A 22918-nucleotide genomic window follows, 5' to 3' on the forward strand; every position below is an offset into this window, starting at 1 on the left:
GCGCCCCGCAAACAGGCGCGATCCACCGGCAGCCCCCATGGGCCGTCGGCGCACCGCGCCTGCTCTACTGTGCGCCCGCCTCGCGGTCGCGCGTTACTTCTTGAAGGCGTCGCGCACCTTGTCGAACAGCGACCCTTCGTGTGGGGTCACGTCCTCGCCGCTGGCCGCAGCGAATTGCATCAACGCGTCTTTTTGCTTCGGGTTCAAGTTCTTCGGGGTCTTGACCTCGACGGTGACGATCTGATCACCGATCCCTGCGCCCTGCAGGTGCGGTGCCCCCTTGCCGCGTAGCCGGAACTTGGTCGCCGTCTGCGTGCCTGCCGGGATCTTCAGCTCGACCGGCCCGTGGACCGTGTCGACCTTGATCGTGTCGCCCAGCGCCGCTTGCGCGAAGCTGATCGGTAACTTGAAGTAGATCGTCGCCCCATCGCGCTCGAACTTGCTGCTCGGCGCGACCCGGAAGACGATGAACAAGTCGCCATACGGGCCGCCATTCATCCCGGCTTCGCCGGCTTCCCGCAACCGCATCTGCTGCCCGTCCTCGACGCCAGCTGGGACGGTCACTTCGACCGAGTGCCGCTCCTTTTGGTGGCCAGTCCCATGACAATCTTCACACTTCTCGCGGATCTCCTTGCCGGTCCCGCCGCAGACGTCACAGACCTCACGGGTCATCATCGCGCCCAGCGGTGTGTTGCGCTGGACTTGGACGTAGCCGGATCCGTGACACTTGCTGCAAGTCACTGGACTGGTGCCAGGCTTAGCCCCGCTCCCGCCACAGGTGTGACACAGCGCCTCACGGTCATAGGAGATCTTGGTCTTCTTGCCGAAGATCGCTTCGGTGAAGGTCAGGTCCATGCGGTACTGCAAGTCGGCGCCTTGGCGCGGCCCGGCTGCGGACTGGCCGCCGCCGTTGCCCCCGCCGAAGAACTGACTGAAAATGTCATCAAACCCGCCGAACCCTTGCGTTCCGCCGCTAAAGCCGGAGAAGCCTTGACCACCCCCACCGTAGCCGCCGAAGCCCTGTGGCCCGTCAGCGGACCCGTACTGATCGAAGGCCGCACGCTTTTGGGGATCGGAGAGGACCTGGTAGGCCTCGTTGATATCTTTGAACTTTTGTTCCGCCCCGGGCTCGTGGTTAATGTCCGGGTGGTATTTCTTCGACAGCTGGCGGAAGGCCCGCTTGATGGCCGCGTCGTCCGCGTCACGGCTGACGCCCAGAATGTCGTAGTAATCTTTCTGCTCTGCCATATTGTCTCCTCAGTTCGGTTCAGATTGGCTCAGTGGAGTTCAGGATAACACAGTTCATAGAAAAAGCCAAAGCCGCCTGGGCTTCGGCTTTTTCGGTCATCAGGCTACTTGTTATCGTTGACGTCCTTGTACTCGCCATCGATCGTGTCATCGTCGGCCTTCTTGGTGTCCGCGTCGCCGGTGGCTTCAGCGGACTGATCGCCGGCCGCCTGCTGCGCTTTTTGCGCTTCTTCATACATCTTGACGGTCATGTCCTGCACGATCTTGTTCAGCTCGTCGCGCTTGGCCTTCATGTCTTCGATGTTGTTTTCTTGCTGCGCCTTCTTGAGGGCTTCCTTAGCGTCTTCCGCCTTCTTGATCTCGTCGTCGGAGACCTTGTCCTTGAGTTCCTTCAGGGTCTTATCCGTCTGGAACAGGAGCTGGTCCACGTCGTTCTTCAAGTCGACTTCTTCCTTACGCTTGGTGTCGGCTTCCTCGTTCTCCTTGGCTTCCTTCATCATGCGATCGATCTCGTCGTCGGACAGGCCGCTAGAACTCTTGATCGTGATGTTCTGGGACTTGCCGGTCCCGAGGTCCTTGGCCGAGACCTGCACGATCCCGTTCTTGTCGATGTCGAACTTGACTTCGATCTGAGGCACGCCGCGTGGTGCGGCCGGGATGTCGGTGAGCTGGAAGCGACCCAGTGTCTTGTTATCTGCGGCCATCGGGCGTTCGCCTTGCAGGACATGGATGTCAACGGCCGGCTGGTTGTCCGCCGCAGTCGAGAAGACCTGGCTCTTGGAGGTCGGGATCGTTGTGTTCCGATCGATCAGCTTGGTGAAGACCCCGCCCATGGTCTCGATCCCCAGGGAGAGCGGCGTCACATCAAGCAGGACCACGTCCTTGACGTCACCGGAGATCACGCCCCCTTGGATCGCGGCGCCGAGCGCCACGGCTTCGTCCGGGTTGATGGAGTGATCCGGTTCCTTGCCAGTCCAAGACTTGACCGCGTCTTGAACAGCCGGGATCCGGGTGGACCCACCGTTCAGGATCACCTTGTCGATGTCGGCATTGGTCAGTCCAGCATCTCGCAAGGCGTTGTCAACGGGGATCTTGGTTGCTTGGACCAAGTCTTCGGTCATGTTATCGAACTGGGCGCGGGTCAAGGTGCGCTCCAGGTGCAGCGGCCCGTTAGCGCCCGCCGAGATGAACGGCAGTGAGATCTGGGTGGAGGAAACGCCAGAGAGATCCTTCTTGGCCTTTTCTGCGGCGTCCTTCAGACGCTGCATTGCCATCTTGTCTTGGGCCAGATCGATGCCGTTTTCGGCCTTGAATTCCGCCACGAGCCAGTCGATGATCTTGTTATCGAAGTCATCACCGCCGAGGTGGGTGTCCCCGTTGGTCGACAGCACTTCGAAGACGCCATCGCCGAGCTGAAGGATCGAGACATCGAAGGTCCCACCGCCGAGGTCGTAGACCAGGACTTTTTCTTCCTTATCGGTCTTATCCAGCCCGTAAGCCAGGCTCGAGGCCGTCGGTTCGTTGACGATCCGCTGGACGTTCAGGCCTGCGATCTTCCCGGCGTCCTTGGTCGCCTGACGCTGGGAGTCGTTGAAGTACGCCGGTACGGTGATGACCGCGTCGGTCACTTCTTCGCCCAGGTAATCCTCGGAGAACTTCTTGATGTATTGCAGGATCATGCCGGAGATCTCCTGCGGGGTGTAAGCCTTGTCGCCGACCTTGACGGTGTAACCCGCTTCACCCATGTGACGCTTGATCGAGATGATCGTGTCTGGGTTGGTGATCGCCTGGCGCTTCGCCACTTCACCGACCTGGATCTCGCCGTCCTTGAACGCAACGACGGATGGCGTCGTGCGGTTACCTTCTGGGTTCGTGATGATCTTTGGTTCGCCGCCTTCAAGCACGGCAACAGCAGAGTTCGTGGTCCCTAAGTCGATCCCGATAACTTTACTCATGTTAAAATCCCTTCTCTGTTCTAAATTTTGTTCGTCACGTTAGTTGGCCACAACGACCATCGCTGGCCGGATGACCCGATCCTTGAGCATGTAGCCCTTTTGCAGCACGCTGACCACTGTGTCTTTCGCGTGGTCAGCGTCGGCTGGCACCGCCTGGACCGCTTGGTGCAAGTTCGGATCGAACTTGCCGCTGGCGTCGATCTCGGTGACCGCGTTATCCTTCAACGCCTGATCGAGGTGGGTGTAAACCATCTCGACCCCCTTCTTCAGAGATTGGGCGCCGTCGTCAGACACTTCTGTCTGCAAGGCACGCTCAAGGTTGTCTAGCACCGGCAACACCGCCGTTGCAAGCTTCTGGCCATCGTATTTCAGCAACTGTGCCCGCTCTTTTTTGAAGCGGTTATTCATGTTGCTGATCTCAGCGGCCGCGCGCAGGTACTTGTCCTCGAAGTCGTCGCGCTCTTTGAGCAGCGCGTCGACATCGACATCTGCGGCTTGCACCTCGTCTTTCAAGTCTGCCGCCATCTCAGCGGCAATCTCGTCTTTGAGTGACGGCGCTTGCTCCGGCTGGTCGACCGGCTGCTCCGGTTGCTTTTCTTTATCCGTCATGGGCCCCTCCTTCGTCATTGGTCAAAATGGGCGTAATAGTTGGTCAAGCGTTGGGCCAGCTCCGCCCGAAAGGCGGTGAGCAAGCCGATCATCTTCGAGTACGGCATCTGCGTCGGGCCGATCAAGGCGATCATACCGGTCCCGTGCTCCCCAACGTTGTACTTAGCGGTGATGACGCTCAGGTTCGCCAGTGCGTCCGGCGTCAGTTCGGCGCCGAGGCGGACCTGAAGATCCGAGACGGTGCCCGGGCTCAATAGCTGGTTGATGTCGCCTTGCTCCGGCTCCATCATCGCAAGCAGCCGCTTGATCTGCCCGATGTCGCCGTCTTCGACGTAGTCCATCAGGTTTAGCCGCCCGCCGACATAGAAGCGCTCGGCCGCCGCTTTTTGCAAGACGTTACCGAAGATGTCTAGGAACCCGTTCGGGCTGGTCATGTACTTGAACAAGACCGCCGGCACCTCGGATTGCAGCTTGCGCGCCACTTGCCCTAACGGCAGACCCACGAGCTGATCGTTGATGATCCGGATCGCCTTTTCGACCTCCTCAGCGTCCACCTCAGGCGGCAAGGTGAAGAGCTGATTCTCCACGTTACCATTGCTGGTGACAAGGATCGCCATCACCTGGTGGTTGCCCAGCGGCACCATCCGGAAGCCGGTCAGTCGGATATTCGTGACCTCTGGGCCGAGGCTGATGGCCGTGTAGCTAGTCAAGTTCGACAGGATCCGAGCGCTCTGCGCGACAATCTCGTCGATCTTATAAAAATGCCCCCCGAACCCCTGCTGGATCGCGGCGATCTCGTTAGGCGTCGCGGCTGCCGGCTCGACCAGGTTGTCCAAGTAGTAGCGGTAGCCACGTGTCGACGGTACCCGGCCGGAGCTACTGTGCGTCTTTGTAATCAATCCCTGCTCTTCTAAGGCCGCCATGTCGTTGCGGATCGTCGCCGAACTGACATGGATCGGCAGCTCCGCCATCAGCGTCTTCGAGCCGACGGGCTGACCGCTTTCGGTGAACAGCCGAATGATCTCCTTCAAGACGAGCAGTTGGCGTTTCGTCAACATATTACCACCCCTTTTAGCACTACAAAACGGTGAGTGCTAATACAATGAATAATATACCAACCCGCCTTAGCAATGTCAAGGTGCTTCTGCCAAATCGGTCCTGCGACCGAGTGCGCACACAACGGCAAAGGGCCGCGCTCACCGGCGGTCAGCTGGTGGGCGCGGCCCCTGATTATCGCGTTAGACCAGCGGATCTTCGATCAAGAACTGCTGGAAGACCTCGTTGCCGAGAAACATCCCTTGGTTAGTCAGGATCAGGTGCCCGTCGCGCTCGATCATCAGCTGCTGCGCTTTGAGCGCCGCGATCAGATCGCCGTAAACGTCTTCGATCTGAAGCTGGTAGCGGGCCGCGAACCGCGCCCGACTGACCCCTTCGCGTGTCCTGAGCCCGAGAAACATCTCCTCTTCGATCTGCTCTTCAAGCGGCACCAGGTGGTGCTCGATCACCGGGACCTTGTTGGCGTGTAGCGGCGCGAGGTACTGCTGGATCGGCCCGAAGTTATGGTAGCGATCGCGCCCGACGTAGCCAAACGCCCCCGCGCCGAAGCCGAAGTACTTGTCGTTACGCCAGTACAAGAGGTTATGCTGGCACTGGAAGCCAGGCTTCGCAAAGTTGGCGATCTCGTACTGCGCCCGCCCGTTCGCCGCCATCAGGTCGATCGCGTCTTGGTACATGTCAGCCTCGACGTCCTGGCTCGGCAGCTGCAAGCGCCCTTTGCGCATCAGGTTGTAGAAGATCGTTTTTTTCTCCAGGATCAGCGAGTACGTCGAGTAATGCGGCAGGTCCAGCGCCAGCGCCTGGTGCAGGCTCTGGAGAAAATTCGTCCGGCTCTGCCCCGGTAGGCGAAAGATCAGGTCGATCGAGAGGTTCTCGAAGCCGACCTGCCGTGCGTTATCGATCGCCCGATAGACATCCGCCGCCTGGTGCGTGCGCCCAATGCGTTTGAGGATGGCATCGTCGAAAGACTGAACACCGATCGACAGCCGGTTGACCCCATTGTCACGCATCACCGCAAGCTTGTCGCGCGTCAGCAGGTCGTTCGGGTTCGCCTCGAAGGTGAATTCCCCTTGCGAAAAGTGCAGCTCCCGCCGGATCGCGGTGATCAGTCGCTCCAGCTGGGCAGGGCTCAACGTGGTCGGCGTACCGCCACCGACGTAGACCGTCTCGATTGGCTCGTCGGGGTGACTCGCCATCACCAAGTGCATCTCGCGGATCAGCATGTCGATGTAGTCATCGACCGGTTGACCCTCGATGAAGACCTTGTTGAAGTCGCAGTAGTAGCAGATGTGCGCGCAAAACGGAATGTGAATGTACGCCCCAGCCATCAGCGGGTCAACTCCTTCAGGTAGGCGCGCGACTGCGCCTCATCTTGGGCCAGCTGGGCGACGAGCCCCGCCGCGCCGGTGAAGCGGACCTCACCGCGCAGATAGTGCAGCCAGCGGACTCGCACCGAGCGCCCGTAGATGTCTTGATGAAAATCAAACAGGTTGATCTCAAGCGTGACGGGTCGCCCGGCCCCGAAGGTCACGTTGCGCCCGACTGAGGCCATTCCTGGGACCCACCGCCCGTCGACCTGCAAGGCAACGGTGTAGATGCCGATGGCCGGCAGACGTTCCGCGTTCGGAGTCTCGATGTTGGCCGTCGGATAACCGAGCGTGCGCCCGCGCGCTTCGCCGTGAACGACGGTGCCGGTCGTCTCGTAGGCGTAGCCCAGCAGCTGATTGGCGAGGTCGACATCGCCGGCGTCCAACGCCGAACGGACATGCGTCGACGAGATCTTGCTGCCGTCGCGCAAGGCGGCCGGGACCGTAATGCAGTCGAAGCGCCCGCGGGCATATGTCGGCAGTGTCGCCATGTTGGCGACCGCCTGCTTCCCGTAAGTGTAATCGAACCCCGCGACCACCACCGCCGCGTTCAGGCCGACGAGGTACTCATCGACAAAGGTCTGCGGGTCCAGCGCGGCGAAGCGTGGCGTGAAATGGACGAAGTACAACAGGTCCACGCCGAACTGCGCCATCAGCTCGGTCTTGCGCGCCCGAGTGGACAGATACTTGACCGAGTCTGCCGGCACATGCTGGTAGATCACGGCCGGATGGACGTCAAAGGTCATCACGCCAAGCTGCGCGCCACGCGCGTCGGCCTCCGCCCTGGCCCGCCGCAGCACCTCCTGGTGACCGCGGTGCACGCCATCGAAAAAGCCGAGCGCCAAGACGATCGGCGCGGCCGGCCGCAACGTTGGCGCCAGCGGTGGGATCACGTCGAAGACTTGCATTGTACTGGTGGTCAAGCCGTTGGCCCCCCTTCATTCGCGAGAAACATCACATCCGGCCGGTACGCCGTGCCTTCACGCCGGTAAAGCGCTTTGAGTACGCCGGCGTGCATCAAGGCGACTTGCGGTTGATCGAGCGGTAGCGCAAGGCCCCGGCCGACCTGGACTGCGGCCCACTCTGTCGCAGTCAGCGTGTGCTGCACCACATCAGGGTAGGCGGATTCGATCGGCCGCAGCACCGCCGCCACTGCGGCCGGAGCGGTCTCGCGATCTAGTGGGCGTAAGTCGAGCGTCTCGGCCAGCGTGAAGCCACCACTGGCCACACGGGTCAGCTGGCTCATCACCGCAGGCACGCCGAGGCTCCGGCCGAGGTCGACTGCCAGCGTGCGGATGTACGTGCCCTTGGACACTTGCGCCTCAAAGCGCACACGTTGCGTCCCAGCCGCGGCATCGAATACCGGCGCGCCGACCCGGTCAAACCGGTAGATCGTCGCTTGCCGCACCGGTCGCTCGACGGTCTCCCCGTGTCGGGCATAATCATACAGGCGCCGGCCGTTGACCTTGACCGCCGAATACATCGGCGGGATCTGGGTGATCCGCCCGGTCAGCGCCTGCATCCCCGCGTCGATCGCTGCGTCGGTGAACGGCGCAGCCAAGGCGACGCGGGCGACCGACGCGCCGTCGAGGTCCTCGGTCTCTGTCGCAAAGCCAAAGGTGACTTCACCGGTGTACGTCTTGCCCAGGGTCATCAACGCCGGGACCGCCTTGGTCGCCGCCCCTAATGCAATCGGCAACACCCCATCCACACTGGGATCCAGCGTGCCGGAATGGCCGATCTTCCGCATCCTGAGCAAGTAGCGCAGCTTACTGACGACATCAGCACTCGTCATGCCGACGGGTTTATAAACTGGCACGATGCCATCCATCACGCTTCCCTCCGCTTCTTCACATGGCGCTGGTGGACCAACCAGGTCACACCAAACGCCGCGACCACGATCAGACTGAACAACCAGTTCGGGATCTCCACATTGATCATCGGCAAGCTGCCCGCTAACTTGAAGGCGATCACGCCGATCAGGACATAGGCCATCGTCTCGAGTTCCGGCACCTTAGTGATGAAATTCGTGATCACCTGCGCGACGAATCGCATCGCTAAGATCCCTAAACAGCCGCCGATCAGCACGATCACCGGATTCGAATCGACCGCGAGCGCGGCCAGGATCGAGTCGACGGAGAACACGACGTCCAACGCCTCGATCTGAAGGACCGTGCGCCAGAAGTGGACGTGCTTCTCCCGCACCTCAGGCTTCGCGCCGCTTGACGGGTGCCGTTGGCCATAGAAGTAGTGGCCCGACATCCACAGCAAATACAACGCCCCGGCGGCCTTGACCCCCCAGAAGTGGAGCAGGTAAGCCCCTAAACCGATCGCGATGAAGCGAAACAGGTAGGCGCCCCACATCCCATAGACCAAGGCGTGGTGCTGAAGTTTCTCGGTCGGGAGCGACTTCGTCTGCGCCGCCAGGACGACCGCGTTGTCCACGGACAGTAAGCATTCCAAGACGGCCAGCGTCAAGATGATCATCCAGCCGCCCGAGGTCATCACCGCCGCGTGCCAGTTGCTCGCCTCAAAAAAAGGCATGTATAGTCGTTCAATCATAATAATGGATGGACACCTCTCTCATTCGTCCCATTATACCGTTTAACCCCGCCGCCTGCACCCCGTGCCGGCGGATTCATCAGACGGCGGCGGCCCGAAGACACCAAAAAACGCCAGGCAAACGCCTGACGCTTCAATGGTTGACCCTAATCCTTGCGCTTCATCTCGTTGAGGAGCTGGTCGATCCTGGCCCCGTACTGCACAGAGGCATCCCGGACGAAGGTGATCGTCGGGACCTTGAACAGCTTGATGCGTTGGCCGACCTCACGCCGGATCAGGCCCTGGGCCTTATCCAGCCCGGCCTGCGCGTCTTCGAGGTGCTTCGGATCGTCCTGCAGGATGCTGTAATACACTGTGGCTTCCTGCAGGTCACCCGTCAAGCGAACGCCGGTGATGGTAACGCCTTGGACCCGCGGATCGTTGACGTCTTTGAGCAAAATGTCATCGATCTCTCGCTGGATCTGAGTCTCTACCCGGCCGATACGGTGTTTCATAGTGACCTCCTGGACGATCGAGCGATTACTTCACCGGGACTTCTTCCATGGTGTAAGCTTCGATCTGATCGTCGACCTTGATGTCGTTGTAGTTTTCGATGGTCAAGCCGAGTTCGTAACCGGCCGTGACCTTCTTGACGTCATCCTTGAAGCGGCGCAGCGATCCGAGCTTGCCATCGTAGATCACGATGCCGTCGCGGATCAGGCGCACGCCAGCGTCGCGCGTGATGAAGCCGTTGTCGACGAAGGCGCCGGCGACGGTCCCGATCTTGGAGACGCTGATCGTCTCACGCACGGTCAGGGAGCCGATGACCTTCTCTTCGTAGGTCGGCTCGAGCATCCCCTTCATCGCGGCTTCGATCTCTTCGATCGCCTTGTAGATGACCCGGTGCAGGCGGATGTCGACGTCTTCGGCGTCGGCCTGGAGCTTCGCCTGTGGGGTCGGCCGGACGTTGAACCCGATGATGATCGCGTTGGATGCGCTGGCCAAGGTGACGTCGGATTCGTTGATGGCCCCGACGGCTTGGTGAATGATGTTGACCCGCACGCCTTCAACTTCGATCTTCTTCAACGAGCCGGACAGCGCTTCAACGGAGCCTTGCACGTCACCCTTGATGATGACGTCGACTTCCTTGAGTTGGCCTTCCTTCATCGTTTCGAAGAGGTTGTCAAGGGTCACGCGGTGCGTCTCCTGGCGGACCTTATCCAAAGCCCGCTTGGCGCGCTCTTCACCGGCCGCACGCGCACTCTTTTCGTCGTCGAAGACCACGAACTTGTCCGCTGATTGCGGCACGTCGTTCAGCCCGGTGATCTCGACTGGCATCGCGGGAACGGCCTCTTTGACGCGGCGCCCGCGATCGTTGGTCATCACGCGGATCCGGCCGAAGGTGTTCCCGACCACGACGGGGTCGCCGACATGCAGCGTCCCTTGCTGGACCAGCACGGTCGTGACAGGCCCACGGCCCTTGTCCAGCTTCGCTTCGATGACCGTCCCGATCGCCTTTTGCTGCGGGTTGGCCTTGAGCTCGAGCACGTCGGCTTCGAGCAGGATCATCTCGAGCAGTTCGTCGATGTTCTTACCGAACTTCGCTGAGATCTGCACGAAGATGGTGTCGCCACCCCAGTCTTCTGGGATCAGCCCGTACTCGGCCAGCTGTTCCATCACGTGGTTCGGGTTGGCCCCTGGCTTATCGATCTTGTTGACCGCGACGATGATCGGCGCCTTGGCCGCCTTCGCGTGGTTGATCGCCTCGATCGTCTGCGGCATCACGCCGTCATCCGCCGCCACGACCAGCACGATGATGTCCGTGATGTCCGCCCCACGCGCACGCATGTTGGTGAACGCCGCGTGCCCTGGGGTATCGAGGAAGGTGATCAAGCGATCGTTCAGCCGGACCTGGTAGGCCCCGATGTGCTGGGTGATCCCGCCGGCTTCGCCTTCAGTCACGTGGGTGTGACGTAGCTTGTCCAACAGGGTCGTCTTCCCGTGGTCAACGTGCCCCATGATGGTCACGACTGGCGGCCGCGGTGCTTGATAGTCGGTGTTCTCGGCTTCGGCGTCAAACAGCGTATCGATATCCGCGATGTCTTGTTCGATCTTCTCTTCGGCGTCGATCCCGTAGTCGGTCGCGATCAGCTCGATCGCATCCTTGTCGAGACTCTGGTTCTGGTTGACCATGACGCCCAACATGAAGAGCTTCTTGATGATTTCGGCGGGTTCGCGGTGCAGGATCTTCCCGAGGTCCTGGGCGTTCATCCCGACCGTATAGATCAGTTTTTCTGGCAATGGCCGCTCCTTACGCTGTGGCATTTCCTTCTTCGGCTGCGCCTGCGCACGCCGCTTGTTCTTCTTGTTGCGCTTCTTGTTGAAGGAATTCCCGCGGTTATTGGTATTGTTCTGCGGCCGCCCGTTGAACTGGGTGCGCCCGCGCTGGTCGTTCTGCCGGCTATCTGCCGCTGGCTTAGCAGGCGTTGCCGCCACCGGTGGGACCACGGGGGTCTCACGCGGCGTCGCGGTCGGCTGCGGCTTTGGCGCCGCGGCTGCCCGCTGCTTGTCTTCTCGCCGCTGCTGCGACTGCTTCAGCTGCTGGATGAATTTCTCGTCGTTGCCCGCTACAGGCCGCGGGTTCGAGTTAGCCTGGGTCGCACGCCCGGCGCGTGGCCGTGGGCTCGGTGCGCCGCTAGTCTGGAACCGATCGTTACGGTTGTTGTCGCGCCGATCGCGCGGCTGGCTGCTGCGCTGGCCTTGGCTCTGACCCCCACGCTGGCTTTGACCTTGGGTCTGGCCGCCGCGATTATCGCGGTTGCCCCCAGTCGCCCCGCCTTGGCGGTTGCCCCCGCGGTTATTGTTGCCTTGGCCCCCTTGGTTGCCCTGGCCGCCTTGCGGTTGGCCGAAGCGGCCGCCGCGAGCATTCTGGGTGTTCTTCGGGCGCCGGATCGCTGACTTAGAGATCTTGGTCTTGCCGTCGGCGGTCTTCTGCACGGTGTGGTGGGTGCCCGGTGCTGGCTTCTCGGCCTTCGCGTCGGCCGCGGGCGCGACCTTCTGCGCGGCAGGCTTCACGGCCGGCTCAGCGCTCGTCTGCGCAGGGGCTGGCTTGGCGCTTGAAGGGGCCGCAGACTGCTCCGCCGGCTTGGCGGCAGGCGTCAGCGCCCCGCGCAGGCTCGCTTCTTGAGCTGGTTCGATCGTCGCCATGTGGGACTTGAACGCGATCCCCTGCTTCGCGGCGGCATCGATGACCGCTTTGCTCGTGACGTTTACTTCCTTGGCAAATTCATAGACTCGTTTTTTGCCCATTTCTTCACGCTCCCTTGTTGTTTAGGTGAGCAGCTTTAATAGCTTTTTTGCAAAGCCGGAATCGCAGACCGCGATCAGACTCCGCTTGGCGCCGATCGCGTGAGACAACTCCATGGTCGTCAGACTGTCTACAAGTGGAATCTCGTAAAAGCTACTTTTATCGGTAAATTTTTTCTTCGTGTTCGCGCTGGCGTCGCTGGCCACAAGCACTAAGCGGGCGCTTTGGTCGCGGATCGCGCCCAAGACGAACGCTTCACCCGACGTAAGCCGGTTAGCGCGCTTGGCCAGGCCCAGCAGGTTCAAGGCTTGGTCTTTGGTCATTGCTTATCGCCGAACAGCTCAAGGCGAGCCTTCTGGTGGTCGACGTAAGCGTACAGCTCATCGTAAAAGTCGGGGTCGACTTTGAGGGCAAACGCCTTGTCGATGACCTGCTTCTTTTTGGCCTGCGCCACGGCGGTCGGGTCGAGCGCGACATACGCGCCCCGCCCAGCGGCCTTGCCAGTCGGGTCGATCGAAACGGTCCCGTCAGCATTGCGCACGATGCGCACGAGCTGCTTCTTCGGGAACATCTCCCCGGACAGCAAGTCCTTGCGCATCGGGATCTTCCGCTGCTTCATAGAAGCCTCCTATTCGGCGTCTGCCGCTGCGGCGTCAGGTTCATCAAGGTCAGTCGACGCGGTGTCCTCAAGTTGGGCTTCCAGTGCCTCATCGGCCTCTTCCAGCTCTTCGTCATCGACGAATTCAACTTCTGACTCCGGCTTGATGTCGATCTTGTAGCCAGTCAGCTTGGCCGCCAGCCGCGCGTTTTGCCCCTTCTTACCGATCGCCAGCGACAGCTGGTAATCCGGCACGATCACCGTGCAGGACCGGTCGTTGTCTTCATCGTTGAACTGCACGGCGATGACCTGAGCAGGGTTCAAGGCGTTGGCGATGTAGTCCACCGGGTCTTCTTCCCACTGCACGACGTCCATGTTCTCGCCAGACAGCTCGTTGACCACGGCTTGCACCCGCGCGCCCTTCGGCCCAACGGTGGTGCCGACCGGGTCAACTGACGGGTTGGTCGAGCGGACTGCGATCTTGGTGCGGTCACCGGCTTCGCGGGCGATGCCGGCGATCTCAACGACACCTTGGAAGATCTCGGGCACCTCTTGCTCGAACAGGCGCTTGACCAATCCCGGGTTGGTGCGGGACACGAAGACCTGTGGGCCCTTGCTCGTGTTCTCGACCTTCGAGACAAAGACTTTGATGCGATCATGGGCCTCGTAATGTTCATTGGGCATCTGGTCTTGTTTGCCGAGCACCGCTTCGATCTTGCCCAGGTTCACATAGATGAACTTGTTATCGCGGCGCTCCACTTGGCCAGTCATGATCTCGTTTTCGTACTGGGAATACTCGTCAAAAATGATGCTGCGCTCTGCTTCACGCACGCGCTGCATGATCACCTGCTTGGCCGTCTGTGCCGCGATGCGGCCGAAGTCACGTGGCGTCACTTCAAAGCGGATCTCATCGCCGACCTCATAGGCGCGGTTGAGTTCCAGGGCGTCTTGCAGGCTAACTTCCAGGCGGGAGTCAAAGACCTGTTCGGTCACTTCCTTGACGGCGTAGACCTTGATGTCACCTTTTTTCGGGTCGAAAGTTACTTCGACGTTTTGGGCCTGGTTATAGTTGCGCTTGTACGCAGAGACCAGCGCCGCTTCCAACGCGTCGATGACGATTTCTTTTTTGACGCCCTTTTCTTGCTCAAGCGCATCGAGGGCTTCGATCATTTCCTTTGACATGTTGTTCCTTCCTTTTCAACGCCCGACTCGCTCGGGCCAATTATCCCCACTAGAACTCGATCGCCAGGCGCGCATTCGCGATGCCAGCGCGGTCGAACGTCAACGTCTTGCGGCGGGCTTTGTCCTTGACCTCAAGCGTCAACGTCGTCTCGTCGAGGGCCTTGAGGAAGCCTTCGAAGACCTTCTTGCCATCCTGCTTCTGGAACAGCGAGATGTGGATGTACTCACCCATCGCGGCCTGGTAGTCCTGCTCGCGTTTGAGCGGCCGTTCGGCACCCGGACTGGAGACCTCCAAGAAGTAAGCCTGCGGGATCGGATCAGGGTCCATCGCGTCAAGTTGCTCAGACAAGGCCTCACTCACCAGCACACACTCATTGAGCGTGATGCCGCCGGGCTTGTCGATGTAGACGCGCAGGAACCAGCTGCCCCCTTCTTTGACGAACTCGATATCCGCAAGTTCGAAGTGGTGTGTTGCCAGGATCGGATCAACGATTGTTTTGACAGTATCGACAACCGTGCTCAACCCATTCCCCCCTTTGTCTGCCTCCGCTTGGAGACGAAGTGTATTGGTTTAAATCCGCGGACTTTCCAAGAAAAAGAGTGAGCATTTCTGCTCACTCCCTTCCGCCAACGATTTAAATACTACTAACAATCTAGCACAAATTCGTCAGCGGCGCAACCGCCTTTGCTGAAAACCTCACCGCCTTGGCTCGGCTCAGAACAGGCTGTCGAACAAGGAGAGCTGGTTCTCGTCTGGGAGGTCGTCGAGGACGTGGTTCTCGGTCATGTAATCGATCAAGGTCTTCGAGACCTTCGCGCGCGTTGCCAGGTCTTCTTTAGACAAGAACGGCTTCTCTTCACGCGCCGAGATGATCTGCTTCGCGACGTTATCCCCCAACCCAGGTACCGCACGAAACGGGGCGAGCAGCGTGTGGTCATCGAGGATCGTAAAGTCATGGGCGTCGGAGTGCTCGATGTCGACCATCTTGATCTTGAAGCCGCGCTCCAGGCATTCGTTGGCGATCTCCAGGATCGTCAGCAGGCTCTTCTCCTTGGCCGAGGCGTCGTTGCCCTGGTCGGTGATCGCCTTCATCGCCGCTTTGACCGCGTCTTTGCCGTGGCTCATCGCGACCAGGTCAAAATCCTCGGCGCGCACCGAGAAGTACGCGGCGTAGTAGACCAGCGGGAAGTAGACCTTGAACCATGCGATGCGCAACCCCATCAAGTCATAAGCCGCCGCGTGGGCCTTCGGGAACATGTACTTGATCTTCAGGCAGGAGTCAATGTACCAGTCCGGGACGTTCTCATTGGCCCGCATGGCGGCTTGCCAGTCATCCGGGATCCCCTTACCTTTACGCACACGCTCCATGATGTTGAACGCCATGGACTCGTCCATGCCCCAGTGGATCAAGTCCATCATGATGTTATCACGACAGCCGATCACTTCCTTGATGGTGACGACGCCTTGTTGGATCAGCTCTTCGGCGTTGCCCAGCCACACATCCGTCCCGTGGGACAGCCCAGAGATCTGGAGCAGTTCGGAGAACTTCGCCGGGTGCGTCTCCTCGAGCATCCCCCGCACGAAGCGGGTCCCGAATTCTGGTACGCCAAGCGTTCCGGTCTTCGAGTTGATCTGCTCCGGCGTGACCCCGAGGATGTCGGGACTGGAGAACAGCGACATGACACCGGGGTCATCCATTGGGATCGTCTTCGGGTCAATGCCCGAGAGGTCTTGGAGCATGCGGATCATGGTCGGGTCATCATGACCCAGCACATCCATCTTCAGGATGTTGTCGTGAATGGAGTGAAAATCAAAGTGCGTCGTCATCCACGCCGCGTTCTGGTCGTCGGCGGGATATTGGATCGGTGAGAAGTCGTAGATGTCTTTGTCCGCCGGAACGATCAAGATCCCCGCGGGATGCTGGCCGGTCGTCCGCTTGACCCCGGTCGCCCCCTTGGCCAGCCGGTCGATCTCCGCCCCGCGCAGCATCTGGCCAGTGTCGCGCTCGTAAGCCTTGACATAGCCATACGCCGTTTTGTCCGCCACTGTGCCGATGGTCCCCGCGCGAAACGCGTGGTCCTCACCGAACAGCACCTTGATGTAGTTATGCGCGACCGCCTGGTAATCCCCGGAGAAGTTCAGATCGATATCTGGCACCTTATCCCCGTGGAAGCCTAAGAACGTCTCGAACGGGATGTCCTGACCGTCCTTGACCATCTCCACCCCGCAATCCGGGCAGACCTTGTCAGGCAGGTCGAACCCAGAGCCGTACTCCCCCTTGGTGAAGAACTCACAGTGGCGACACTGCGGGCAGCGGTAGTGAGGCGGGAGCGGGTTGATCTCGGTGATCCCCGACATCGTCGCCGCAAGGCTGGAGCCGACCGACCCACGCGAGCCGACCAAGTAGCCGTCCTTGTTGGACTTGAGCACCAGTTGCTGCGCGATGTTGTAGATCACCGAGAACCCGTTGCCGATGATGCTCTTCATCTCTTTGTCCAGCCGCTTGGCCACGATCTCGGGGAGCGGGTCGCCGTAAAGGCGGTGCGCCTTGGTCATCACGTCGGTGGTCAGGTTCTCCTCGACGCCAGGAATATCCGGCGTGTAGAGCTTCGACTTGACCGGCGTGATCGCCTCATCGATCCAATCGGCCACGGTGTGTGTGTTCTCGACGACGACCTGATGGGCCAGATCGGCGCCTAACCAGGCAAAATCATCCAACATCTCCCGCGTCGAGCGGAAGTGGACATCAGGCAGACTGTGGCGGTTCAGCGGGTTCGCCCCGCCTTGGGAGTGGATCAAGATCTTGCGGTAGATCGCATCAGTCTTGTCCAAATAATGGGCGTCCCCGGTCGCGACCACCGGCTTGCCCTGTTCCTGCCCGATCTTGATGAGCTTTTGGATAATGTCTTTCAGGTGCGCATCGCCTTGGATCATCTCCGCTTCACGCAACGGCAAGTAGTTCGGCAGCGGCTGCACCTCGAGGTAGTCGTAGAATTCAGCTTTTTCTGCTGCTTCCGCGTAGCCTTTTTGCATCATTGCGGTGAAGACTTCACCCGAGGCGCAACCGGAACCGACGATCAGCCCTTCGCGTAGCTTCTGCAGTCGGCTCCGCGGCACGCGCGGCATCCGGTAGTACGTCTCCACGTTACTCATCGAGACCAGCTTGAACAGGTTCTTCAGCCCAGCCTGCGTCTTGGCGAGGATCACCGCATGGCTCGGGCGGCTCTGCTGCCAGGCATCCCCCGCACCGATCCGGTCGTTGAGCTGATCGAGGCGGACCATGCCGTACTTCGTTGCCGCCTCTTTTTCGAGCGCGTACATCAGATAACCGGTCGCCTCGGCGTCGGCGTTGGCCCGGTGGTGGTGCTCAAGCGAGATCTTGTACGCCTTTGTCAGGGTGTCCAGCTTGTGGTTCTTGCGCTCAGGGTGCAACATGCGCGACAGCTCGAGCGTGTCGATCACCGGGTTGGCGATCTTGGCCTCATCCATGCGCTGGTAGGCCGCATTCAAGAAGCCGACGTCGAATGTCACATTGTGGCCGCACATGATCGCATCACCGCAGAAGTCGCGGAACAGGTGCAAGACCTCGGCCTCCGACTTCGAGCCGTGGACCATGTCATCCGTGATGTGGGTCAGGTTGATCGTGGTCTCCGACAGCGCGAACCCTGGGTCGATCATCTGCTCGAATTCACCGATCACATGCCCGTCTTGCATCTTGACCGCCGCCAGCTCGATGATCTTGTCGTAGACAGCAGACAGCCCGGTCGTTTCGATATCAAAGACCACATAGACATCTGAGGTCAGGTCACGCGGCGCATCGGCGTTATAAGCGACCGGTGTCCCATCGTCGACCAGGTTGACCTCGACGCCATAGATCATCTTCATCTCGTTCTTCTGCGCCGCGCTGTGCGCCTCGGGATACGCCTGCAGCCCGGCGTGGTCGGTGACCGCGATCGCGGTATGCCCCCAGCTCTTGGCGCGCTTGACATAGGCGCCGATGGGTGTCATCCCGTCCATCGTGCTCATGTTCGTGTGCAGGTGCAACTCGATCCGCTTGTCGCCCTCGACGTCGTCCACCGGCTGGGCCTTGTGGACCTCTTGGATGTCCTGCGCATTGACCGTCAGCTCGCGCGAGTAGTTATCTTCCTGCACCGAGCCCCGGATCCGCAGCCACATCCCAGTCTGGATCCGCGCGAAGGCGGCCTCGTCCTCGGGGCCGTTGCTGAATTTTTTGACCAAAAAACTCGACGTGTAATCGGTCACCTTCAGCATCAACAAGGCGCGCTTAGAGCGCAGCTGCCGGACTTCGACGTCGAACACGTAGCCCTCGATCAGCACGGACCGCTCTTCTTGCGTGACCGTGACCATCTGCGCCGGGACGTCGTCTTTCTTCAAGCCGCGGCCCAGCTGGATCGGGCCGCTCCCCCCGGCTGGGGTTGCGGCCGCTTGTTGCTCGCGCGCTTGCACGACTGCGGCGGCCCGCTTGGCCAGCTCCGCGGCTTCTTGCGCCTTGTGCGCCTGAAGCGCGGCCAGCTTCGCTTCGCTCTCCGCGTCATCGATCACGACATTCAGCCGCAAGCCGCCGAAGCCGACTTGACGGTACGTCTCTTCGAGCTTGCCAACGCCTTGGTTGACCAAAAAATCGCGCACGATATCGTTCTCGGCCGTCAGCGTCACCCGCCCGTCCGCGAGCTGTGGGGTCTGCTTGGCGCACTGCTCCGCCACCATGCTGGACGTCAGCTCCGCGTGCGCGCAGACGTACGGCCAGTATGCCGCCAACAAGTCTTGGGTGATCTCCGGATGCGTTGCCTTGATCGCCAGCCCGGTCTCGGCGATCGCCTTGAAGGCGGCCGTCAGGTGCGCCTCCAGCTGAGTGAAGACCGCGTACGGCAGGATCGCCTCGGTCCCGATGGTGAAGTCGTAGCGTTTCGAGCGCTGGTGAACGACCACCGCATCGACCCACGCGCTGGCAAAACCCGGATAGTTCGCGATGTCGTCAGGTAATTGGATCTGTTCACGCAGTTTGGCGAACATTTCTTGTTTCGATAGGGCCAACAAGCACACTCCCTCTATTTTGTCATAGCCCAATCGTAACCCACGGGCCGCGGTTCGGCAAGCCGGGCTGAGACCGACCGGGGACCGCCTGGTCGGCGCCGCGGCAAGGCGTGGGCCGCACCTGTTGGGCAAGGTACCGGGGCGGCGGACACCAAAAACGCCGCCAAAGCGGCGGCGTTGGGGCTTAATTCAACTGGTCCAGCAAGATCTTCAGCGAGTTCGTCAGCTCTTCGGCCTTGACCTCCAGCGTCTCACCGGATTTGCGCAACTTGAGCTCAACGATCCCGTCCTCGGCCTTCTTACCGACGGTGACGCGCACCGGCAACCCGATCAAGTCAGCATCGGCGAACTTGACGCCCGGCCGTTCGTTGCGGTCATCGACCAGCACCGTATAGCCTGCGGCTTCGAGGTTGCGCTCGATCTGGTCGGTCAGGGTCTGCTGATCCGCCTTCTTCAGGTTGACTGGCACAACATGTACATCGTAAGGCGCGATGCTCGTCGGCCAAACCATCCCGGCGTCATCCAACGTCTGCTCCGCAATGGCGGACAGCAGGCGGGAGACCCCGATCCCGTACGAGCCCATGATGATCGGCTGGCTCCGCCCGTTCTCGTCAAGGAAGGTCGCGCCCATCGCCTCGGTGTAGCGCGTCCCGAGCTTGAAGATGTGCCCGATCTCGATCCCGCGGGTGAACTTGAGCACCCCTTCCCCGTCCGGCGACAACTCGCCTTCAGTCACAAAGCGGATATCCGCGAACTGCTCAGGCGTGAAGTCGCGGTCGAGGTTGACGTTCAGGTAGTGCTGCGCTGGTGCGTTGGCGCCGGCGACTAAGTTGACCAAGCCGCGCAAGCTGTTGTCCGCGATCACGCGCACGGTCTCGTCGACGCCGACCGGGCCGATGTTGCCGATCTCGGCGTGCATCACCGCTCGGACCTGCTCCGGCGTCGCCAGCTCGAGAAAATTGGCGCCGAGCAGATTCTTCAGCTTGACGTCATTGACCTCGTAATCCCCGCGGACCAGGGCAAGGACCGGCTGGTCATCGGCGATGAATAGCACCGCTTTGATGATCTGCGTCGCCGGGATCGCCAGCTCGGCCGCGACCTCCTCGATCGTCTTGGCGGCCCCGGTGTCGACGGTCTCCCGCGCCTGGGCGTCTTCGTGAGACGGCCGCGGCACGGTCATGCTCGTCGCCATCTCCAGATTCGCCGCGTAATCGGAGGCATCCGAGTAGACGATGGTGTCTTCACCGATCGGGGCGATCGCAGAGAACTCCTTAGAGTCCTTGCCGCCCATTGCCCCGCCATCCCCGATGATCACGCGGAAGTCCAAGCCCAGGCGGTTGAAAATGTTGGTGTAGGCTTTTTCCATCTGCTTATACACGACATCTAGGTCCGCTTCTGTTGCCGTGAAGGAGTAGTCGTCAAGCATGATGAATTCGCGGCCCCGCAACAGCCCGTAGCGCGGGCGGTCCTCATCGCGGAACTTGGTCTGGATCTGGTAGAGCACCAGCGGCATCTTCTTGTAAGAGTTCAGCTGATTGCGGACCAAGTCAGTGAACGTCTCCTCATGTGTCGGGCCGAGGATGAAGTCGCGTTCGTGGCGGTCCTTGAACTTGAAGAGGTTCGGGCCGTATGTCTCGTAGCGGCCGGACTCCTGCCACAGTTCGGCCGGCAGGATCGCCGGCATCTGCATCTTGACCGCGTCGATCTTGGCCATCTCGTCGTCGATGATCGCCTCGATGTTCTGTAAGACGCGGTAGGCGAGCGGCAGGTACGCATAGACGCCGGCCGAGACCTGGCGAATGAACCCTGAGCGCAGCATCATCTGGTGCGACCTGGCTTCGGCGCTACTTGGGACTTCCTTGAGTGTTGGGATGAATAAACGGGATTGTTTCACAATAATGCCTCCAAAGTGATCGCGGACCCAGCCGGGTCCGCGCGGTTATCAAAACGCGCGCATGATATCGTTGATCGTGACCGCCAGCAGCAGGGCAAACATCAGCCCCGCGCCAATCATCGTCACGAGTCCTTCTTTGTCCTGCGACAGCGGCTTGCGCCGGATCAGCTCGATCAGGTTCAACAGGATCTTGCCCCCGTCGAGGACAGGGATCGGGATCAAGTTCATGATCCCAAGGTTGATGCTAAGCATCGCGAGGAACATCACCAGCGTGCTCAACCCACCGGCCGCGGCCTGGCTGGTCATCGTATAGATGCCGACCGGCCCTGCGAGCTTGTTCAGGGAGAACTGGCCGGACACCAGCTGACCGAGCACGTGGAAGATCTGGCTTGCGATCGCCCATGACTGGGTGAAGCCGTAGCGGATCGCCGTGCCGACGCCGTGGTCCAGCGCTGGGTAGACCCCGATCACACCCTTGGCGCTAGGGGTGATGGTCAGCGTTGCCCGTTGGCCGCCCTGCGTGGCGATAACGGTCAGCGGGTCGCCTTTATGTTTGCTGACGATGGTGCTGATATCTGTGAACGTCTCGACCGACTGCCCATCGATCGACCGGATCACCGCGTCTGCACGCAGTCCAGCTTTGGCCGCCGGGGAATCCGGCTGGATCTGGCCGATCTGGTTCGTCTGCAGGTTCGCGACGCCACTAGCTAACGCCATGCCGATGAACACAAGGATCGCCAGGATGAAGTTGTTCAGCGGGCCGGCAAAGTTCACCAGCAGGCGCTTCCAGACCGGCGCGTTTTGGAACTGCACGTCGGCCGGGGCGATGATCACCTCGGTGCCATCCGCCTCGATGACCGTCGCGTCGTGATCGACGCGCCACGTCAGCAGCGTGTCCTCATCCCCGTTCGCGTACCCCTGCAGTTCGAGCTTATCGACCAGGTCGATCGCGCTGACCTGCACGGGGATCCCGCCTTGCAGGGTGGTTCGCTGGCTCAGGTTGATGCGGGTGATCACGTCATCTGCACCGACTTCGACGGTCAGCATCGTGCCCGGTTTGATCTCTGAGTCATCGTCATCCTGCCAGCCCGCCATGCGGACATAGCCGCCCATCGGGATCAGCCGCAGCGTGTAAGCCGTGTGGTTGCGCCGCCAGCCGACCAGCTTCGGCCCCATCCCGATCGAGAACTCTCGGACCAAGATGCCTGCCCATTTGGCAAAAATAAAGTGGCCGAACTCATGCACCAGCACGAGGACGACGAAGACGATCAGGAATGCAATGATTGTGGTCATGCGACCCACTCCTTCGATTGATTAGACGATCCCGAACAGGTGAAGCATCGGCAGGACCAGCAGCAGACTATCGAACCGGTCGAGGATCCCCCCGTGCCCGGGCAGGATCTTGCCGGAGTCTTTGACCCCGTAGTAGCGCTTCAAGGCGGACTCGATCAGATCACCGAGCGACCCGACGATCGACAGGGTCAATGCGATCCCCATCATCGGCCAGAAGCCGTAGAACTGCGGGAAAAAATGCAGATACACCGCCGCAAAGATCAGTGCCACGACGTTGCCCCCGATCGACCCTTCCCAGGTCTTGTTCGGGCTGATCGCCGGCCACAGCTTATGTTTGCCGAAGGCCCGCCCGACGAAGTACGCGCCGGAGTCGGTCAGCCACACCACGATCAGCGCGAACATCAGCGTGTCCAGCCCGGCGTCGTTGCGCACTGCGATCAGGTTGTGGAAACCGGTCCCGATATAAAACAGGGACAGCGTCGCGATCCCGGCGTCGTCATAGGTCGTCTTGTTCTTGCTGGCCACCGTGTGGATCAGCAACAAGACCACTGCGACATAGATCAGGTCCAGCCGCGAGATGAACGGCGGCAACCAGTCGAACGCGCGGTCCGGAACGGTGACCAGCAAGACCCCTAAGGCGGCGATCAAAAAATCAAACGACACGATAATGCGCTTGCGCATGATGAAGATCTCAGACATTGCGACCAGCGCTAGTGCGGCGGCGACGACCTCGAGCCACAGGCCCCCGGCGATCAATACCGGGATGAAGATCGCCAGCGCGACGACCGCGGTGATGATACGTTGTTTCATAA

At 60.6% G+C, this 22918-nt stretch carries 18 protein-coding genes; all 18 read right to left on the reverse strand.

Translation table 11 applies throughout. The features are described from left to right. Positions 1-93: 93 nt before the first annotated feature. The gene (gene dnaJ, locus HII33_RS09315; RefSeq protein WP_179395525.1) at positions 94-1248 is read right to left on the reverse strand and encodes a molecular chaperone DnaJ; all 1155 of its coding nucleotides are present in this window, start codon (positions 1246-1248) and stop codon (positions 94-96) included. A gap of 104 nt (positions 1249-1352) precedes the next feature. After that, complete coding sequence (gene dnaK, locus HII33_RS09320; RefSeq protein WP_179395526.1) at positions 1353-3203, reverse strand: molecular chaperone DnaK; 1851 nt, start codon at positions 3201-3203, stop codon at positions 1353-1355. Positions 3204-3242: 39 nt separating this feature from the next. Then, positions 3243-3812, reverse strand: a complete 570-nt coding sequence (gene grpE / locus HII33_RS09325) for a nucleotide exchange factor GrpE (RefSeq protein WP_246287362.1) — start codon at positions 3810-3812, stop codon at positions 3243-3245. Between the two features lie 14 nt (positions 3813-3826). Continuing rightward, complete coding sequence (gene hrcA, locus HII33_RS09330) at positions 3827-4870, reverse strand: heat-inducible transcriptional repressor HrcA (RefSeq protein WP_179395528.1); 1044 nt, start codon at positions 4868-4870, stop codon at positions 3827-3829. Between the two features lie 180 nt (positions 4871-5050). Next, entirely contained in the window at positions 5051-6196 is a 1146-nt protein-coding gene (gene hemW / locus HII33_RS09335) for a radical SAM family heme chaperone HemW (RefSeq protein WP_179395529.1), read from the reverse strand. Beyond that, positions 6196-7143, reverse strand: a complete 948-nt coding sequence (gene ribF / locus HII33_RS09340) for a riboflavin biosynthesis protein RibF (RefSeq protein WP_179395776.1) — start codon at positions 7141-7143, stop codon at positions 6196-6198. The genes hemW and ribF overlap by 1 nt, the downstream gene beginning before the upstream one ends. A gap of 11 nt (positions 7144-7154) precedes the next feature. Next, positions 7155-8066, reverse strand: coding sequence for a tRNA pseudouridine(55) synthase TruB (gene truB, locus HII33_RS09345; RefSeq protein WP_179395530.1), 912 nt, complete (start codon positions 8064-8066; stop codon positions 7155-7157). Further along, positions 8066-8779 (reverse strand): TerC family protein, encoded by a 714-nt coding sequence (locus HII33_RS09350; RefSeq protein ID WP_246287364.1) that lies wholly within the window; start codon positions 8777-8779, stop codon positions 8066-8068. Before HII33_RS09350 ends, truB begins: the two co-directional genes overlap by 1 nt. 164 nt (positions 8780-8943) lie before the next feature. Next, complete coding sequence (rbfA, locus tag HII33_RS09355; RefSeq protein ID WP_179395531.1) at positions 8944-9291, reverse strand: 30S ribosome-binding factor RbfA; 348 nt, start codon at positions 9289-9291, stop codon at positions 8944-8946. A gap of 25 nt (positions 9292-9316) precedes the next feature. Further along, on the reverse strand, positions 9317-12085 hold the full coding sequence (infB, locus tag HII33_RS09360; protein WP_179395532.1) for a translation initiation factor IF-2: 2769 nt from the start codon (positions 12083-12085) through the stop codon (positions 9317-9319). Positions 12086-12106: 21 nt separating this feature from the next. Further along, positions 12107-12406: a L7Ae/L30e/S12e/Gadd45 family ribosomal protein gene (locus tag HII33_RS09365; RefSeq protein WP_179395533.1), complete on the reverse strand. Its 300-nt coding sequence runs from the start codon at positions 12404-12406 to the stop codon at positions 12107-12109. Next, positions 12403-12702 (reverse strand): RNase P modulator RnpM, encoded by a 300-nt coding sequence (gene rnpM, locus HII33_RS09370; RefSeq protein WP_179395534.1) that lies wholly within the window; start codon positions 12700-12702, stop codon positions 12403-12405. Before rnpM ends, HII33_RS09365 begins: the two co-directional genes overlap by 4 nt. A gap of 9 nt (positions 12703-12711) precedes the next feature. After that, positions 12712-13863: a transcription termination factor NusA gene (gene nusA / locus HII33_RS09375; RefSeq protein WP_179395535.1), complete on the reverse strand. Its 1152-nt coding sequence runs from the start codon at positions 13861-13863 to the stop codon at positions 12712-12714. Positions 13864-13912: 49 nt separating this feature from the next. Next, on the reverse strand, positions 13913-14386 hold the full coding sequence (gene rimP, locus HII33_RS09380; protein WP_179395536.1) for a ribosome maturation factor RimP: 474 nt from the start codon (positions 14384-14386) through the stop codon (positions 13913-13915). A gap of 192 nt (positions 14387-14578) precedes the next feature. After that, on the reverse strand, positions 14579-18919 hold the full coding sequence (locus HII33_RS09385; RefSeq protein WP_179395537.1) for a PolC-type DNA polymerase III: 4341 nt from the start codon (positions 18917-18919) through the stop codon (positions 14579-14581). Positions 18920-19103: 184 nt separating this feature from the next. Then, positions 19104-20813 carry a proline--tRNA ligase gene (locus HII33_RS09390; protein ID WP_179395538.1) on the reverse strand — a complete coding sequence of 570 codons (1710 nt, stop codon included), beginning with the start codon at positions 20811-20813 and terminating at the stop codon, positions 19104-19106. A 48-nt stretch (positions 20814-20861) separates the two neighbouring features. After that, positions 20862-22106: an RIP metalloprotease RseP gene (gene rseP, locus HII33_RS09395; protein ID WP_179395539.1), complete on the reverse strand. Its 1245-nt coding sequence runs from the start codon at positions 22104-22106 to the stop codon at positions 20862-20864. A gap of 21 nt (positions 22107-22127) precedes the next feature. Next, on the reverse strand, positions 22128-22916 hold the full coding sequence (locus HII33_RS09400; protein WP_179395540.1) for a phosphatidate cytidylyltransferase: 789 nt from the start codon (positions 22914-22916) through the stop codon (positions 22128-22130). Positions 22917-22918: the final 2 nt, after the last annotated feature.

The sequence above is a fragment of the Lacticaseibacillus absianus genome, from assembly GCF_013407595.1.
GTDB lineage: Bacteria > Bacillota > Bacilli > Lactobacillales > Lactobacillaceae > Lacticaseibacillus > Lacticaseibacillus absianus.